The sequence below is a fragment of the Luteibacter sp. GL_149 genome (genome assembly GCF_057834065.1).
Genome location: NZ_CM174395.1, coordinates 3,134,543 through 3,152,812, shown reverse-complemented (window position 1 = coordinate 3,152,812; position 18,270 = coordinate 3,134,543). Strand labels below are relative to the sequence as shown.

At 63.9% G+C, this 18,270-nt stretch carries 9 protein-coding genes; 2 read left to right on the top strand and 7 right to left on the bottom strand.

What is annotated here, in order from left to right; translation table 11 throughout:
- Positions 1-93 precede the first annotated feature (93 nt).
- Positions 94-933, bottom strand: coding sequence for an archaetidylserine decarboxylase (gene asd, locus AC3IR3_RS13950; RefSeq protein WP_489192972.1), 840 nt, complete (start codon positions 931-933; stop codon positions 94-96).
- A gap of 147 nt (positions 934-1,080) precedes the next feature.
- On the opposite strand from asd, the gene AC3IR3_RS13945 reads away from it, so the two are divergent.
- Positions 1,081-7,326, top strand: a complete 6,246-nt coding sequence (locus AC3IR3_RS13945) for an autotransporter outer membrane beta-barrel domain-containing protein (RefSeq protein WP_489192970.1) — start codon at positions 1,081-1,083, stop codon at positions 7,324-7,326.
- Positions 7,327-7,522: 196 nt separating this feature from the next.
- Here AC3IR3_RS13945 and AC3IR3_RS13940 read toward each other — a convergent pair whose 3' ends face one another.
- The 6 genes from AC3IR3_RS13940 to AC3IR3_RS13915 form a co-directional block, all read right to left on the bottom strand.
- Positions 7,523-9,481, bottom strand: coding sequence for a CocE/NonD family hydrolase (locus AC3IR3_RS13940; protein ID WP_489192968.1), 1,959 nt, complete (start codon positions 9,479-9,481; stop codon positions 7,523-7,525).
- A gap of 179 nt (positions 9,482-9,660) precedes the next feature.
- Positions 9,661-12,684 (bottom strand): TonB-dependent receptor, encoded by a 3,024-nt coding sequence (locus AC3IR3_RS13935; RefSeq protein WP_489192966.1) that lies wholly within the window; start codon positions 12,682-12,684, stop codon positions 9,661-9,663.
- A 90-nt stretch (positions 12,685-12,774) separates the two neighbouring features.
- A complete protein-coding gene (locus tag AC3IR3_RS13930) occupies positions 12,775-13,542 on the bottom strand; it encodes a DeoR/GlpR family DNA-binding transcription regulator (protein WP_489192964.1) in 768 nt (255 codons plus the stop codon).
- Positions 13,532-15,247 carry an ABC transporter permease subunit gene (locus AC3IR3_RS13925; RefSeq protein WP_489192962.1) on the bottom strand — a complete coding sequence of 572 codons (1,716 nt, stop codon included), beginning with the start codon at positions 15,245-15,247 and terminating at the stop codon, positions 13,532-13,534. Before AC3IR3_RS13925 ends, AC3IR3_RS13930 begins: the two co-directional genes overlap by 11 nt.
- Complete coding sequence (locus AC3IR3_RS13920; protein WP_489192960.1) at positions 15,232-16,239, bottom strand: ABC transporter ATP-binding protein; 1,008 nt, start codon at positions 16,237-16,239, stop codon at positions 15,232-15,234. Before AC3IR3_RS13920 ends, AC3IR3_RS13925 begins: the two co-directional genes overlap by 16 nt.
- Before the next feature lie 27 nt (positions 16,240-16,266).
- Positions 16,267-17,262 (bottom strand): ABC transporter substrate-binding protein, encoded by a 996-nt coding sequence (locus tag AC3IR3_RS13915; RefSeq protein WP_489192959.1) that lies wholly within the window; start codon positions 17,260-17,262, stop codon positions 16,267-16,269.
- 208 nt (positions 17,263-17,470) lie between these two features.
- Here AC3IR3_RS13915 and hisN point away from each other — a divergent pair, with 208 nt between their 5' ends.
- On the top strand, positions 17,471-18,265 hold the full coding sequence (hisN, locus tag AC3IR3_RS13910; RefSeq protein ID WP_489192957.1) for a histidinol-phosphatase: 795 nt from the start codon (positions 17,471-17,473) through the stop codon (positions 18,263-18,265).
- The last annotated feature ends 5 nt before the right edge of the window (positions 18,266-18,270 follow it).

Below are 18,270 nucleotides of genomic sequence, written 5' to 3'. Positions count from 1 at the left end.
CCGGTGGCACGTCAAGCCCGAAGCATACCCCTACGCTGCGTCCAATGTAAGCGAATTTGGTCACAAGGTGACGCGCCGGGTCACATCGAGGTTTCAGTCTTGCCAGTGCCCCAGCCGCTGTCCCACCACCACTTGCTGCCGGGGCGCCAGATCGTCCAGTTCATACCCTTCTGGAAGCAGCAGGATCACGGTCGAGCCCATGTTGAACCGGGCCATTTCGGCGAACCGTTCCAGTTTCACGTGACGGTCGCGGCAGTCTTTATGCCGGATATCGGAGGCATAGGGCGGAATGACCAGACCATCCCAGACGGTGGCGACGCTGGACACCAGGATCGCGCCCACCATCACCGACACGAAAGGACCGCGTTCGCCGGTGAAGTGGCAGACCAGGCGTTCGTTGCGCGCGAAGACGCGCGGAATGGCTTCGACAGCGAATGGGGCGACGCTGAAGATGCGCCCGGGAACATGCACCGTCTCGACGAGTTCGCCGGCCAGCGGCATGTGCACGCGGTGATAGTCGCGGGGCGACAGATAGATGGTGACGAAGCGGCCGTTGCGGAAAGGTACCGCTGCCGTTTCGTCGCCGAGCAGTTCGGCGGCCGTGTACTCCTGACCCTTCGCCTGGAAAATGCGTCCGTCGACGATGCGGCCCATCTGGCTGATGCGGCCATCGGCAGGGCAGAGCAGGAGGTCGTTGCCGGGCGCAGCGACCCGCGCATCCGCCCGCAGCTTGCGTGTGAAGAACGCATTGAAGTGCTGGTAGGCGAGCGGGTCCGGTTGCGCGGCCTGGCTCATGTCCACGTCGTAGCGCCGCACGATCTGCGAGATCAGGAAGTTCTTCCACGGCGTCCAGGTCCAGCGGGTGGCCCAGTAGACGACACGCGAAAGGGCCCGGTGCGGAAGGATGTACTGCAGGAGGACTTTGGCTTTCATCGCCGGGATTATAGGGGGATGAGCGCGTATTGCCTCGATGGCGCTTACACCCGATGAAATATGGTGTTCACGGTCTATATCGGGTAGAACGGGGCGGGGGAATCCAGTGTGACGCTTTCCGGTACCAGCCGGGACAGGGAGCGAAGCATGATGACGATGTTCGGGATGTCGCGTCGGGCGGTATATCTGGGGGTGATGTCGGCGTTGGTCGGGTCGACCTTGAACATGGCGGTAGCGCCCGCGGCGGTCGCCCAGACGGTGACGCTCGCGGCTTACAGTCCGCTTGTGAACGACGCCAAGGTCGGTCAGCAGATCGTTCCGGGCGGCGGTACCGTCACGCTGATCGGCGATCAGCTCTTCGCTACCGGACAAACCGGTGCCCAGAACACCACGCTCGCGGCGTTGCGCGATCTTGGCCGTATCGTCTCGGGCGCACAGTGGATCGGTGCCGCGCGACTCAATCCGGGCCAGCAGAATGTCGGCATCAGCGTCCCCGATCCCATTACGGGCGGCCGGCGCGTCGTCTCCGTCTTCGCGACCGCGAACCTCGTGCCGCTGGCGCCCACGACCTACGACACCACCGTTCCCGATATCGTCAACGTCAACGGCAATCAGTACATCGACGCGCGCGTCGGTTCCGTGACCGCGGCCGGCGGCAGCTTCAACGTCAACATCGGTCGCGCGACGCCGACGGCGGCGGCCAACAACTGGACCATCGCCGCGAAGCAGACCTCGCTGTTCTACGCCGACGGATCGGGTGCCGCGGCCAGCGCGATCAACTGGCAATCGAGCAACCGCATTACCTTCGTCGGCGAAGCTTCCAATCCGGCGACGCCACAGGGCTTTAACACGACCTACGTCGCGGCGTATGGCGGCACCTTTACCGTGACGACGCTGGACGGTGTCACGACCACGCAGACCGTGACCAACGACGCACAGCTGCGCGCGTACAACGACTTTCTGATTGCCGCGTTGCAGGCGGGCAATCTCGATCCGACCCGCTATAACGCCGAGTTCGCAAAGGCCTATACCTCCTCGACGCAGACAACGCAGTACACGAGTACCGCCAACGATCCGGCCGACGAAGTCGCCCAACCGATCGGAGATCGCATCGTCGTGAACGTGACGGGCGCCAATGCGACCGGCACGATCGCCAAGGGTGGCTTGCTGGAGGTGGTTAACGCCAATAATGGCGCGATGCGCGCCGACCTGGGCGCCACGTTGCTCAACCAGGGAACGCTGGGCGTGATCCATACGTCGGGCGACGGCACGGCGATGCTGCTGACGGGGGCCAGCAAAGGCAGCAATACCGGCGTCATCAACGGCAATTTCTTTCCGGAAGCCAATGGGCGTACGACCGACGGCGCGTTTGGCGCGAATATCGTGGATGTGCTCAACAGCAGTACCTTCGCCAATAGCGGGGTCATCAACCTGGCGACAGGTACGGCCAATGGCGCGGGCAAGTCGACGGGCATTCGTCTGAGTACAAATGCCACGGCGACGAATACCGGAAGCATCAACGTCGGCGTCACCGGGTCCAAGTCGAACGGGTCGATGGACGGCGTGTACCTCAACGACGCGACGGCGTCGTTCACGAATGCGGCTACGGGCACGATCTATATCGGTCGCGGTCCCCAGACCACGCCGACTTCGAGCGCCGCGGACGTGGCGATCAATCAGGTAACCATTACGACGGGCATCAACGTCAACGGCAACGCGACGGCGAGCAATGCCGGACGCATCGCCATCGGCACGAAGACCCAGAACGCTGCCGGCATTCTCGTGACCGGCGGCAATACGGCGCAGGTCACCAACAGCGGCACGATCGACGTCAATGGCGCGGCGGCCACGGTGCCGCGCGAGAACATCGGTATCTCCGTGGTGAACGCAGGATCGAGCGGCGGCATCGTCAACACGGGAACGATCAACCTCAATGGCGTGAACGGTACCGGCATCAAGATCATAAGCAATACCGCGGCGACAGCGCGTGCGATCTCCTCGGGCACGATCAATGTCGCCGGTGGCGCCGATCCGGCCAGCGGTACGCGCAACTTCGGCATCTGGGCGGAAGGCCAGGGCACCGGCACCGCACTGGCGACCGTGCAGGGGCCGGTGAACCTGTTGGGCAACGGCGCCATCGGCATTCACGCGCGCGGACGCGCGTCGGTGGATGTCGCGGCGGGTGCAGTACCCACGTTCGCGAACGGCTCGAATCAGATCGGATTTTTCGCGTTCGGCCAGGACGCGCGCATCGTGGTCGATCCCGGGGCAACCCTCAATGTGACCACGCCGTCTTCGACGCTGTTCCGCGTCGAAAACGGCGCCGACTTCGACGGTACGGGCTTGCATGTCACCGCCTCGGGTGCCGGATCGGTTGCCGTGATGGGCACGGGAGCATCGTCGACGCTGGTGGATACCCACGATGCGACGATCGACGTGACGGGGACCGGTGCGCGCGGTGTCATCGTCGAAGGCGGCTCAATCGGGACCATCGATGCCGCGACGACGTTCGGTCTTACCGGTACGGGTGCGGTGGCTGCGATCGCCGACGGCCAGAAACACGATCTGACCGGGAAAAACACCGGGTCGCCGGTCGGGACGACGACGCTGACCAGTGCCGCCACGCTTAACGCCAGTCAGGTCGGCGTGACCGGATACATCGCGCGTAACAGCGCGAAGCTGACCAATACGGGCGACATCGTCTTCACCGGCGCGTCGACCACAGGCATACGCGTCGAGACCGGGGCGACCGCGAACAACAGTGGCGCTATCTCCATCGCGGATGGGGGGACGGGCATGTTCGTCGATTCCGGCACGGGAACCGCCGCGACCACCGGTACCACAACGGGAACCGTCACCGCCAACGGAGGCAGCGTTGCTGCCCGCACGCACGGTGTCGTCGCGTCGGGATCGGCCGCGACGATGAATCTTCTCGCCGGCTCGCACGTCCAGCTCAACGGCGCGGGCGCGATAGGCGCGGAAGCGATCAATGGCGGTCTGGTGAATGTTGCCAATAGCGCGACGCCGGTGTTCGCGAACACCGATCAGATGGCATTCCACGCGACCGGGCTTTCGTCGCGGATTGCCAGTGCCGCAAGCACGCTCGATGCGAATACGGATCGAACCACCTTGTTCCGCATCGACGATGGTGCGTTGCTTTCGTTGCCCGCCGCCTCGACGCTGACGGCGTCGGGTGCGGGATCGCGCGCGTTGGTCGCGACAGGGGCCGCGACCAACGTCGCCGTCAACGGCGCCACGATGAACATCACGGGTGCCGGTGCCGCCGCGGCCGAAGCACGGGGCGGGGCGACGGTGTCGATCGGCAGCGGTTCGTCGGTGAATCTTGCCGGAGACGACTCGATCGGCGGCATCGTCGATGGCCAGAACATCGACCTTGCCGGCAATCCGGTGGGCGCTCCCGCGGCGACCAGTTTGCTCAACAGCGCCAACGTAACCGGTGCCGGTGCGCGCGCCACGGGCTTCATCGCCCGCAATAGCGGTGTATTCACCAACGCGGGCGCAATCAATCTCACGGGAGCGGGTAGCACGGGCGTGGTCGTACAGCAGGGAGGTGGCCTGTCCAATACCGGAACGATCCATGTCGCCGACGGCACGGGCGTGCGTGTGGAAGGCGCGGGTACGCAGACATTGAATCCCAGTGGCTCGATCGTCGTGGACAACGGCGTTGCAGGCATTCACCTGCTGAACGGTGCGCAGCTTTCCATCCAGAGCAACAACGCGCAGATCGTGGCGGGCGGCTCGGCGCACGGCATCCTGGTCGACACCGGCGCCGCATCCCTGAGCGCCGACGGCACAGTAATCACGACGACAGGCACTGGCAACGGCATCGAGAATGCGGCGGAGATCGGCGCAATTACATTGCACAACGTGACCTTCAATGTCGGCGACGGCGCCGGTATCCGAACCGCGACGGCGATCGATCCATCGTCCACGGTAACGTTCAACATCGTCGGGAAAGGCGTCGGTTTCGCTTACCGGCACGCCGACGGTTCGCCGGGTAGCGAGAATCTTGCGCTGGGTTCCGGTTTCGTGGCCAATGCGAACGGTGCTGGCGCAGTGGGTATCGTTGCGCTGACCACCGGCACGGTGGACTCGCAGGCGACGGTCAATGTCAACGATCCGGCGGGCGGCACCGCGTTGCTCGCGGGAACCGCATCCAGCGTAATCAATCGCGGCTCGCTGATATCGGCGAGCCTCGTTTCGCCGGTCGTCGATCTTTCCAACGGAAGCGGTACCCACTTCGGGAACGTGGGCACCTTGCTCGCGGCCAGCCCGACCGCCATCGCCGTGCAAGGCAGCGCGGGTAACGACAGCATCGCGCTAAGCGGCGGGCAGGTGCGCGGCGACGTGGCGACCGGCGACGGCACCGACCGTTTCGACTGGACCGCGGGCACCCTCGATGGTGGCCTGACCATGGGCAACGGCGCGGGCAACGCGGCGAACATCGCGGCGGTCGATACGTCCTCGACGCTGCATCTGCTGTCGGGAACGGGTGGCGGCAATACGCTGACCTTTACAGGAACGCAGGCCCGCGGTGGTTCCTTCGCCGCGGACGACCCGACCAAGGGCATCAATCTCGGCAGGGGATGGAACACCATCTCGTTCGCGAACAACGCGGCCTTCACACTGACCGATAACCTGCATCTGGCCAACAGCGACGTGAACATCGATGCGACATCGGTGCTTTACGCCGGCGACAACGTGCATCCGACGATCAGCGGTGCGCAACCGGGTTCCGCCAACGTAACCAATGCGGGGCTGATCGATCTGACCAACGGCAGCGGGTCTCCCGGCAACAGTCTCACCATCGATGGCGATTACGTGTCGAACGGTGGTCGTGTGGCTCTGATCGCGACATTCAATCAGGGCGGTGTGCTGTCCAACCAGTCAACCGACCGCCTGCTGGTGCAGGGGAACGTACGCATGCCCGGCGCCGAAACCACACTGTTCGTCTCGCCCTCGGTGGCGAGCAATGGCGATCTCACCGACCTCAACCACAATGGCGCGGTCGATGCGAACGAAGGTATTTCGGTCGTGCAGGTGGCGGGTGCCTCGACTACCGGCGCTTTCCGTCTCAATGGCGGGTATCTCGCGGTGGGGCCGTGGCAGTACGGACTTTATGCTTTTCAGCCGGGTGCCTCGGTGGCGTCGCAACGGCTGGTCGCGGGCGCGACGACGGGTACGGCTTTCTGGGATTACCGTCTGGCGAACGTCTATGTATGCCAGACCGATTGCGTCGTGCCGTCGGCCATCAATCCGCCGCCGATACCGGCGCCGGGTGTGCCGGTCCAGGACCCCGCACCGCCCGTGGCTCCGTCGCCCGATCCCTTTATTACCAGCAATCCGCCGCCCGATGGGTGCGTCGTCGATGGTGTCGACAACTGCTCGCCGGCGCGTCGCGCGGTAGCCCCGCAGGTCGCCACCTATATCGCCACGCCGACCGCGCTTCAGGTTTATGGTTTCCAGAACATAGATAACCTGCATCGCCGGCTTGGCGAGATCCGTCAGGATCGCGGCGCCGCCGATACGCTGGGCGGCAATGTATTCGCCCGCTATATCGGTGGCGACTATACCTATCACAGCGACCGCAGTTTCAAGCAGTACGGATACGACTCGGATGTCCAGACCCATGCGGTGCAGGTGGGTGTGGATGTCCTGTCGATGGATGCGGACCGTTCGTCGTTGCGAGCGGGCCTTGCCTATACGCATGGCACGACGCGGCTCGATCCGCGTGCTGCCGACGGTTGCAGTCACGCGAAATACGACAGCAATTCCGTCGCCATGTATATGACGTGGCAGGACATCGGTGGCTTTTATCTGGATGGCGTGGTGTCCGGCGACCGGCATCAGGGGAATGTCGATGTCGCGCGCGCCCAGGATGTCGCGAGGCTGCGTGCCACAGGATGGACGGCGTCGCTGGAAGCCGGTTATCCGTGGCGGTTCGGCGATGGCTACGAAATCGAGCCGCAGCTGCAGATACAACGGCAGCATCTGCGCATCCACGACCTGACCGATCGCGATAACGTGACCGCCCACTACGACGACACGGATCAGACCGTCGGACGCGCCGGTGTGCGACTGGACCGGACGTTCGAGGGCGACAACGGTCGCCTGATTACCCCGTATGCACGACTGAACTACGTGCGCGGTTTCGGCGGGCGTCCGGCGGTGACAGTCGGGTCGTCCGAGGTCGATGTGAGTCAGCGGTTCCTCGGCGGACGCTTCGGCCAGTACGGCGAGCTGGGCCTCGGCGGTACGGCGAGCTGGCGTAGCGGGTTCTCGGTCTATGCCGAGGGCGATTACCGCACGGACATCGGCAGCGCGGGTACGCAGGGCTGGGGCTTCAATCTGGGCGTTCGCTGGAGCTTCTGAGAAATCGACAAGGGCTTGCTTTAAAGCTCTCTGTGGGAGCGCGCCTGCGCGCGAAAGCCTACGGAGCGAAGGAGCCGGATGCTCACATCCGCGAGCCGGGATTTCCGGCTGCGGATGCAGTCCGCACTTTCTTCGCTCCGTAGGCTTTCGCGCGCAGGCGCGCTCCCACAGAAATGCATGCCTGGGTTATCTTCAGTCAGGGTTCCATGTTCACCACCGGCAACTCGACAAACGTTCCCTGCGACGAACCGCGATAGACCCGCTGCGTCGCCTTGCGATAGTCGCCCGGCTTCGCCAGGAAAATATTGGGCACATACGTTTGCGGATTGCGGTCGTACAGCGGGAACCAGCTCGACTGGATCTGCACCATCACACGATGACCCGGCTGGAAGACGTGGTTCACTGTTGGCAGCGAGAAACGATAGGGCAGAGCCGTATCCGGGGTCAGCGACGCGGGCTTGTCGAAACCTTCGCGATAACGGCCGCGAAAAATCTCCATGGCGATGGGTAACTGATAGCCGCCCATGGCGGGATGGTCGACGACTTCATCCGGATAGACGTCGATCAGTTTAACGACCCAGTCGCTATCGCTGCCGCTGGTCGACGCGAGCAAGCGTACGATGGGCTCGCCTGCCAACGAGAGGGGCGCGGCGAGCGGCGCGGACGTATAGGTCAGGACATCGGTGCGGGTAGCGAACTGGCGTTGATCGTCGACCAGCCATTCCGGCCACGACTCGACCTGGTCCGGCACGCCGTGCGACCAGGACTGGATGGGACGAACGCGGTAAGGAACGGGTTTCGCCGGATCGGACACGTATTCGTCGAAGCCTTCCGCCGGTTTTGTGCTGGAAAGCGAGCCGTCCGCGCCGACGTACCAGTCCTGCGTCGCGGGCTTGCAGCCAGCGGCGCAACCGGACGGCCAACGGGTCAGCTTCCGCCAGCGATTCTCGCCCGTGACGAATGCATTGACCGGAGCGATGTCGATCGCGGCCACACCGTCCTTGAGATAGCGGGCGAGGAACGGACGCAGGATGTCCTGTCGGAACGTAGTCCCTGTGTCGCTGCCGAGGTCGATCGCGCCGATGGTGCCAGCCGGCTCCCACGTCTTCGCATGACGCCACGGACCGATGACGAGATAAAGCTTGTCGTGTTTCGGGTCTTTCGGGGCGAGCGCGCGATAGGCCGCCATGTCGCCGTAGTTGTCTTCCTGGTCCCAGAGGCTGTGTACGAGCATCGTGGGAACGGTCAACGGTTCGCGTGCGACGAGCTTGTCCAGCGCCTGATCCTGCCAGAAGGTGTCGTAAGACGGATGGGCCAGGATTTTCTGCCAGAAACCCAGTGCTTCCATGCCGTGCGCGCGTGCGATGTCGCCAGCGGAGCCGCCCCTCAGGTACTGGTCGTAGTCGTCGCGATAGCCCGAGGCCCAGCCGTACTTGCTGCCGCGGCTCGCCACCATGCCGTAGATGTACGGCAGCATCTGCTGGCGGAAGGCACCCTGGTGAAACCAGTCATCGCCCATCCAGCCGTCCACCATCGGGTTGATGGGCACGGCGACCTTCAGGGCGGGATGGGGACGGATCGTGGCGATCAGTGCTTCGAAGCCGTCGTAGGAGATGCCGATGATGCCGACTTTGCCGTTGCTCTCCGGGACGTTTTTCGAGAGCCAGTCGACGGTGTCGTAGATATCGCTCGACTCGTCGACGGGTGTCGGATTCTGAGGGCCGAGCGGTGCGCGATTCATCACGAAATCGCCTTCCGATCCATGTTTGCCGCGGATGTCCTGCACGACGCGGATATAGCCGTCCTGCACGATGATGTCGGCGGGATTGTCGTAGCCGCGCAATGCCATGGCGAGGTGCGGACTATCGGAGCGATGGCTCATGTCGTCGGCGCCGTAGGGCGTGCGTGTCAAAAGCATTCCCGCATGCTTCGCGCCGCGTGGCACCAGCAGCACCGTGTGCAAGCGCACGCCGTCGCGCATGGGTATGTCGACTTCCCGGCGTACATAATCGAAATTCCCGGTGACCGGCGAGAAGTTTGCCGGAGTTTCGCTTGGCAGTTGCGCGTAGGTTTTCTCGCCCCCGTGCGCGGAAACGACCGTGCCAAGGGTGCACAGGGCGAGCGAGAGCAAGGCGTGACGCATGGTTCCGGGCATGGTTCTTTTCCTGGTGTTGCTAGACGTGGGGTTGGAGGGTGGGTAGTGGGCGCGCGTTTCCGGCGGCCGCCTGAGGGGGTTGATATCGCCCGGCGGAAGCAACGTCCGCCGGGCGCTTTTCGCTCCCTCAGGCGGCCGCCGGAACCGCGCGCCCACTACCCACCCCCCACCCCCGTTTATCAGAAGTCGTAGTTGACCCCGAACCGGACGTAACGCGGCGTGGTGTAGCTCACCACACGATTGAAACTGTTCTGCACCGCGGTGGTCGATCCGTACCCCGGACTGAGCTGGGTCGCGCGCTGCTGATTGAACAGGTTGAATACCGATACGTTGAAAGCGAGTTTGCGGTCCGCCCATAGCGGGCGGTATTCGCCGCTGACATCGAGCAGTTCTTCCCATGGCGTACGACCTGCATCGCCCGGACGCGAAGGCTTGCCATCGCAGTAGTGGTAGTAGCTTCCGTAGCCGACCGGATCGTTCTGCGCGGTGCCGTAAAATCCAAGACAGCTACGCGGCGTGCCCGACTGGATCGTGAGATTGGCGGAGATCATCCATTCCGTAGCGATCTGCCACGAACCGTATGCCTTCAGCTGGTGCTGCCGATCGTTCGGCAGGTAGCCGTTCGAGTATTCCATCAGCGCTGCATAGTCCCAGTCGCGCGATGCGGACACCGACTGCTGGCCGGTATCGGAACGCACCTGGCCTTCCGTGTTGCCGTAGCTGCGCGAATACAGATAGTCGATCTTGCCGGACCACGTGCCGTCGAACGGATGGGAAAGATACGTGTCCAGACCGTAGTAGTTGCGCTTGAGCTGGCTGAAACCGAAGTCGTCGTTGGTCACCGTGACATTCGTGTAGCCGCCGTTGGCGTTGGCCAGCTGGTAAACGTTGGCGCGGCCGGGATTCGAGAGATAGCAACTTCCGATCGTTACATCCCCGAGCTTCGCCCCCTGTGCGACGGCTGCGCGTTCGATAGCGCCGTTATCGCAGATGTCGTCCAGTGCATTGCGCAGCTTGCGAACCGTTGCCTTCATGCCCCAGACCCACGCCGGATCGAACTGGTGATCGAAGCCGAGGATGAACTCGTCCTGGTACTCGGACTTGATGTTCTTCGAACTCACGGTTTTCGGATCGGGCGGTTGGCCGTACTCGCCATTGGGCGACACGGCGCCGCCGGTCGACGATGTGATCGGCGTGCGGCCGGTCGGCAGGCCGTTCGCGTCGATACCCGTATAGGTGAAGTATTCGTTCGTCGCCAGCGAGCCTGACGCCGTACGCAGCGCGACGCTGGCGGGCATGGCGAGGAAGTAACGGCCGGCGTTGGCGTAGACCTTCAGCGATGCGTCGCCATTGACGTCCCAACTGGCACCCAGCCGCGGCGCCCACTGCGGCTTGGTCAGGCGAAGATACGCCTGGCCGCTGGGGTTGTAGTTGGTGAACTGGTCGTTGCGCAGGCCCAGCTGCAACAGCACGCGGTCGGTGACCTGCCAGTCGTCCATCACGTACTGGGCGCGCTGTTTCACGCGCACCGACGCGAGTGTCGAGTAGTGGCGAACATAGGCGTAATACCCGGTCTGGCCGCCGGGAAAGTCGCCAGGCTTGCCGACGAACGGCGATTCGCTGATGTTCGTGTTCGGATCGGTGTGTGCGTACCACAGCTCGTAGCCGTCGCCCGCGATGGTCGTGCCGTCGTCGATGTCGTGCGAATCCTGGTTGTCGATACCGGCCGTGATCGAGTGCGCGCCGATTTTATAGTTCAGGTCGATGCGCAGGTTGCGATTGGTCGACTTGTGGTCGGGGTTGTCGACCGTGTCGAGCGTCTGGTGATTGGTAATGAGCTGGCCACCGGTCAGCGCGAGGTTCTCGTTGTCTACGTTGCCGATGAACGGGCCGGTCACGCCGGTTTCCGGCGGCTGGTTGAAATAGGTGAGCTTCGATTTGCCGTACAGCGCGGTCAGCGTGAGGTCATCGGTCAGGTAGCTGGTGAACTTGGCGACGTAGATGTTCGCGCTGGTCTTGGTCGCCTTGTCCGTGCTGGTGAAATTGCCGTTGCTGTCCGTGGCGTAGTTATAGAGGTACTTCGAGCCGTCGTAGTGGCGCGTCTGCGACAGGCCGGTGAGTTCGAGGATATTGCTGTCGTTGATATTCCAGTCGAGCTTGGCGTAATACTTCGGATCGCGGTACGTGTACTTCGTGTCGTACGACGAGGTCACCGAGCCGACGTTATTGCCCGTCGTGCGTTCGGTTTCCACGGCGGCGAAGAGGAAGAGCTTGTCCTTGATCAGCGGGCCACCCGCGTAACCGGAGATCGTCGTCGTCGTGGACTTGTTGTCCGCATTGCGCTGGTAGATCTTGCCGGCGGCATCGCCGCTGACGTAGTAAATGTCTTTCGCGTCGCTTCTCGCGAAATCCGGTTCCCAGAGCGCCTGCGCCCCGAAATGCCATTCGTTCGTGCCGCTCTTGCCGACCTGGCTGATCACGCCGCCGTCGGAACGGCCATACGCCGCCGAATAGCCGCCACTGAGCACTTCCTGCTGATTGATGGCGCCGTAGGGCAGGGAGATGCCGCCGAAACCGCTGAGCGGGTCGGTGGTGTTGAAACCGTTGACGTAATACGCGTTCTCGGTCACCGCCGAGCCGCTGAAGCTGACCAGCTGGTTGCCCATCGCGCCGCTGAAATAACTGCTGCCGCGCGAGGCACCGGGCGCGAGCAGCGCGATGCCTTCCGCCGAACGTTGCAATGGCAGGCGGGCCAGATCTTCGGACGTGATGATCGTGCTCGAGCTTGCGCTGGTGACGTCGATCTTCGGTAGCGCGCTGGCGCGGACCATGACGCTGTCGAGCTGCTGTGCCGATTCGCCGGTGCTGGCGAACGACACATCGGTGGAGGCGCCGACACGGATGCCGACGTTGTCGCGCGAGTCGATGACCTTGCCGTCGACGCGCAGCGAAACCTTGTAGGTGGACAGGGGCAGCGCTTCGGCGGCGTAGCGTCCGTGCGAATCGACCGGAACTTCGCGGACGAGGCCGTTGCTGCCTTCGATGAGGACCGATGCGTTAGCGGCGACAGGTGCCTGACCGGCGATACGGCCGGAGGTGGCCTGGCCGTGGGCGATGCCGGTCAGGGACATGGCGACCGCGACGCACAGCAAAGTGCGTCGAAGCGTCGCCGCGCGGGGAGTGGGCGGGTGTGGCGCGTTCATGGTGCGGACTCCAGGGGAAGCGGTGGTGGCGTTGGCGGGATGGGGTTCAATCGATCTAAACGAGGGGTAAAAAAGAGGACGTGGAGCCTCTTATGCGTATTCGACGGTTCCGATGGCGGTGGCGATGGCCTGCATCGCCCGCGTGCGGCTGGCGCGGCGATCCGTCACCAGGACATCGATCTCCTTGATAGGGCAGTACCCGACGCGACTGCGCACGCCGATCTTTGCGTGGTCCGCGGCGATGACGACGCGGCGCGCATGCATGCACATCGCGCGCGCGATTTCCGCTTCGTCCAGTTCGAAGCTGCTGGCCCCGTATTCGGCGTCGATGCCGACGGGCGAGAGAATCGCCAGGTGTGGCTGGAAGCGCGCGATTTCGGCAATCGTCGCGGCGCCGCCGCTGCATCCGATCTCGCCGTTGAAGCGGCCGCCGAGCAGATGGACTTCGTTGCCCGATCCGCGCGCCTGTCCCGCGGCAATGCGCATGGCCACGTCCACGGAGTTGGTGATGATGGTGAGGCTGGTGCGCACGGCAAGCGCTTCGGCCACCAGCGTCATCGTGCTGCCTGCATCCATGAAGATCGTCTGGCCGCTTTCGACGAGCGTGGCGACCTTCTTCGCGATCTGACGTTTTTCTTTTACGCGTGTGGCCGAGCGCACGTCGATCGGCGGTTCGTCGCCCGTCAGAACGGCGCCGCCGTGAACGCGGCGGATCTCGCCGCGCGCTTCCAGGTCCAGCAGATCGCGACGGATTGTTTCGCGCGAGACGCCAAGCTCGGCGACGATCCGCTCCACGGATACCTGACCGGATGCCTGAAGCAGGTCGCGGATGCGTGTATGCCGTTCTTCAAGCCACATGATGTCGTTCCTTCCGGGGTCGTTCTTTCTGGAGTCGGCGGGTGCACAGGCGCAGCACGGCCCGCATCGTCGCGAGCGCGACGGCGACGACGACGAGTACGCACGTGGCGTATGCCGAGGCCTGCGCGAGAAAACCGTTCTCGTCGAGCCGCATGACCGAGACGGCCGCGAGCCCGAGATCCGGCGTGACAAGAAAAATCACGGCCGACAGCGTCACCATCGAGCGCATGAACAGATAGAAGAAAACCGAGACGATAGCCGGCGCCGCGAAAGGCAGTACCGCATCGCGCAGGACGTGGCCCGTGCCGCCGCCGAGGGATGTCGCGGCATCTTCCAGTGCCGTCGGCACGGCGCGTACGCCCGCGACCATCGTGAGAAAGCCCTGCGCGTGATAGTGGTAGATATTGCAGAGCGCGACGATCGCCAGGCTGCCGTAAAGCCACGCGGACAGCGGACCGTGATTGAAGGTCAGTACATAGGACAGACCGATTACCATGCCCGGTACGGCGGCGGGCAGCGTCGCCAGCAGGTAGACCGGGCGCGCCAGGGTGGGGCGCAAGCGGCGCATGCCCGCGGCTAGTCCGAAAATGAGCGCCGTACCCACCGTGGCAGCAAGGATGGATGCCTGCAGCGATGTGGAAACAGGCACGTACCCGTCGGGCATGCCGCCGAAGTAATTAGCGAGTGTGAGGCTGCGGTCGTACGGCCAGAGCCGGATCAGGCTGACGTAGACCACGGTACCGATCGTGAGCAGTAGCGGCAGCAGGATAAGTACCGTTGCGATGCCGAGCGCGGCGTCTCGCGTACGCCCCTTCGTCGGTGTCGAAAAACGTGCGTGTGTCGCACCGCCTGCGTCCTGGCGCCGCCGCGCAGCGCGTTCCAGCCAGACGGCAAGCAGGGAAGGAAGCAGCAGAAGCACGCCAAGCGTTGCACCCATGCCGAAGTTCATCTGCCCGGCGACCTGGCTGTAAATCTCGGTGGCCAGCACGCGGTAGTTGCCGCCGATGACGACGGCATTGCCGAAATCGGTGATCGTTTCGGTGAAGACGAGAAAGGCGGCGGCAAGCAGCGCGAAGCGAATATGCGGAAACGTGATATCGCGGAACTGCCGCCACGGGGTCGCGCCCATCGACTCGGCGGCGTCGTAGTAACGACGGCTGGTACCGGCGAGCGCGGTCGTCACGATAATGACGACCTGCGGCAATCCGTACAGCGTGTTGGCGGTCAGCAGCCCGGGAAATCCGTAGATATCGGTCGGGAGTCCGGTCAGTCGATGAACGAGGCCGTTGTGGCCGAGCAGACAGACCAGACCCAGGCCCAACATCAGCGACGGTGCCAGCATCGGCAATAGCAGGATGCCACGTATAAGCGGCTTCCCTCGCACTCGCGTGCGTTCGAGCGTCATCGCCACGAGTAGCCCGAGCGATACGGTCGTTACGGTGGACGCGATGCCGATGGCGAGGCTACGCAGGGCGGCGCGCGGCAGGCCGGGGTCGGTCAGGAGCTGGGCGTAGTTGCCGGTAGTGAAGTGGCCGGCGACGTCGCTGAGGCTGCGCCAGACGATGACGCCGAGCGGATAGAGAAAGAAGACGAGAAGAGCGGCAAGCGGAACAGAGACGAGCAGCACCGGAACGATGGCGCTCCGTTCGCGCGACTTCGCCAGGTCAGACGGCATGGCGGCGGCAACGGTCATGCGGGCAGCCATGTCCCGCGTCCTTCGCGCACGCCGAGCCCGATCGTGTCGCCTGCGCAGAGCGACGAACGTCCCTGCGTTTCCACCAGGATGCGCCGGCCGCGCCAGCGCACGCCGACGCGGGCCAGGTTACCGAGGAAAACGATGTCCTCGACCTGTGCGTCGCCGGTGGCGTCGACGTGAATCAGAAAGTCCTCGGGTCGCAGACAAAGCTCGTGTGTGGGGTGGACCGCTGCCGGGCGCTGTTCGATGAGGGCCGGAAGCGCATCGCGGATCCAGCTCGCGGGAAGCAGGTTCGAGCTGCCGATGAATTCCGCGACGAAGCGCGATGCGGGACGTTCGTAAAGATCGCGGGGCGATCCGACCTGCTCGATCCGTCCGTGGTTCATGCAGACGATCGTGTCGGCGAGCGCCAGGGCTTCTTCCTGATCGTGCGTGACCATGATGGTCGGGATGGACAGCGTGCGCTGTAGCGCGCGTATTTCGTTGCGCATCTGCGTACGGACGCGTGCATCCAGCGCCGAGAGCGGTTCGTCCAGCAGCAATAGCGAGGGCTCGACGGCCAGCGCCCTGGCCAGTGCCACGCGTTGTTGCTGTCCGCCCGAAAGATCGGCGGGGTAGCGCGCCGCCAGCGGCGACAGGCCGACCAGTCCGAGCAGTTCGGCGGTGCGGTTCGCGACGCGCGCGGACGATTCGCCCCGGATGCGCATCGCATAGCCGATGTTGGCAGCTACCGTCATGTCGGGAAACAACGAATAGGACTGGAAGACGAGGCCCATCCGGCGATCGCGCGCGGGTACGCCGGTCAGGTCGCGGCCGCCAAGGTGGATGCGTCCCGTATCGGCAGCGAGCAAGCCGGCGACGATGCGCAGCAGGGTCGTCTTTCCGCAGCCGCTGGGACCGAGCAGGCAAACGAACTCGCCTTTGTCGACATGCAGGCCCACATGGTCGAGCACGCGCTCGCCCGCGAAGGACTTGCCGATGTCGTCGATGTGCAGATACATCCCCGTTATTCCCCTGGCTATCGCGCGTCAGCGCGACAGCTGTTTCCAGCGTGTGATGATGGATGCGCGGTCGCGCGCAGCCCGTGCGACATCGCGTGCCGGTAGCGAACCGGCGACATCCGCGGGTAAACCGGCCGCACGTTGCTCGCTGCTGGGACCGACGCCGGGTGCGGCGACGATTTCCTTGTATTGACGGTAAAGGGCAGCCGCATCGGGCGACGCGGTCCAGTCGAGGAAGCGCTGCGCGTCGCGTGCGTGGGCCGCGCCTTTCATCTGACCGGATGCTTCCAGTTCATAGCCCGTGGCGTCGGCAGGCAGCACCATGGCGATCGGATAACCCTGGCGAATCGACTGCATCGCGACGAAGGCGAACGAGATGCCGATCGGGAATTCGCCGATGCGCGCGAGCTTGCAGGGATTGGAGCCGGACAGCGTGGTCTGTCCAAGATTGCGGGCGATCCCTTCGGCCAGCGGCCAACCCGCATTCCGATGGCCACTATCGATCAGCGTGGACAACACCATGTAGCCGGTGCCGGAAGATGCGGGATCGGGCATCGCGATCTGTCCGCGATAGACAGGTTGGGTCAGGTCGGCCCAGGTATGCGGCACGGGAAGATGCTGTTCGGCCAGCGCCTGCGTGTTCACGCAAAGGGCGGCCATATAGCCGGTCGGGGCGAACCAGTTCGCGCCGCGAAAACGTACGGGCAGGGTGTCGATGTTCGGACCCGCGACGGGAGCGAACAGGCGCGCGATACGCGGATCGAGCATATCGGTAAGCGCCATGCCCCAGACGACATCGGTACGAGGCTCGACGGATTCGGCGAGAAGGCGCGCCGCGAGATCGCCACTGGACAGCCGGAGGACGTGTACGTCGATATCCGGAAGGGCGATATGGGCCGCTTTCAGATAGACGGCTATCTCGTCGCTCTCCAGCGCGGAATATACGGTCAGGTCGCCCGCGTTCACGCCGCCGCTCGCCATGAAGGCAGCCAGGACAAGCATGAGCTTTCGGACAACATGCATACGCCCGCCTCGTGGTGGTGTCTGTCGGATACCCCGGTGCCTCGCCGCTTGGAAACTCCCGGAAGAGATGTCTCGCCGTCGGTGTGGCGTTTTGGGTATATTTGCAAAGGTGAGGCATCGAGTCCACAAGAGAATTTTCGTTTTTGTCATCATTCCGAAACGCGTAAGCGCTAGGTCGCGCACACATTTTTTCCAAGGAGTTTTCCCGATGGCCTTGCCGTCACCGTCGCTGATCGACGGGTTCGAGATATTCGCGCGCGGTATCGCCGATACGGCCCGCGAGCTGTCCATGCCGCATTTCCGGGGCGCTATCGACGTCAGCCTGAAAGACGATGCCAGTCCGGTGACGGCGGTCGACCGCATGGTCGAAGCGATGGTGCGCGAGCGCATCGAAGCGTCGTATCCGGATCACGGCGTATTGGGCGAAGAGTACGGCGCACTGCGCACCGATGCCGAGTACGTGTGGTCCGTCGATCCGATAGACGGCACGCGCAGTTTCATCAGCGGCTGGCCGCTGTGGGGTACGCTGCTCGCGCTGCTTCGCCACGGTGAACCCGTCATCGGCCTGATCGACATGCCCGTGCTTGGCGAACGATGGATTGGCCGCGCTGGACAGTTCAGTACGTTCAATGGTGTGCGCTGCCAGACGCGTGCCTGTACGCGTCTGTCGGATGCCACACTGTATGCCACGACACCGGATATGTTCGCGGCTGAGGAATCGGTCGTGTTCGAACGCGTAAGCCGCGCGGCACGCACGCGTCGTTTCGGCGGCGACTGCTATAGCTATGCACTTCTCGCAGCTGGTCATATCGATGCAGTGATCGAAGCGGATCTTAAGCCGTACGATTACCTCGCCCTCGCTCCCGTGATCGAGGCCGCCGGCGGTGTCATTACCGACTGGCAAGGGCGCAGGCTCGGAATGAACAGCGGGGGGCAGGTCATCGCCGCCGCGTCGGCCGAACTGCATCGCGAGATCGTCGAGACCATCCAGCAAGGCGCATAGCGAAC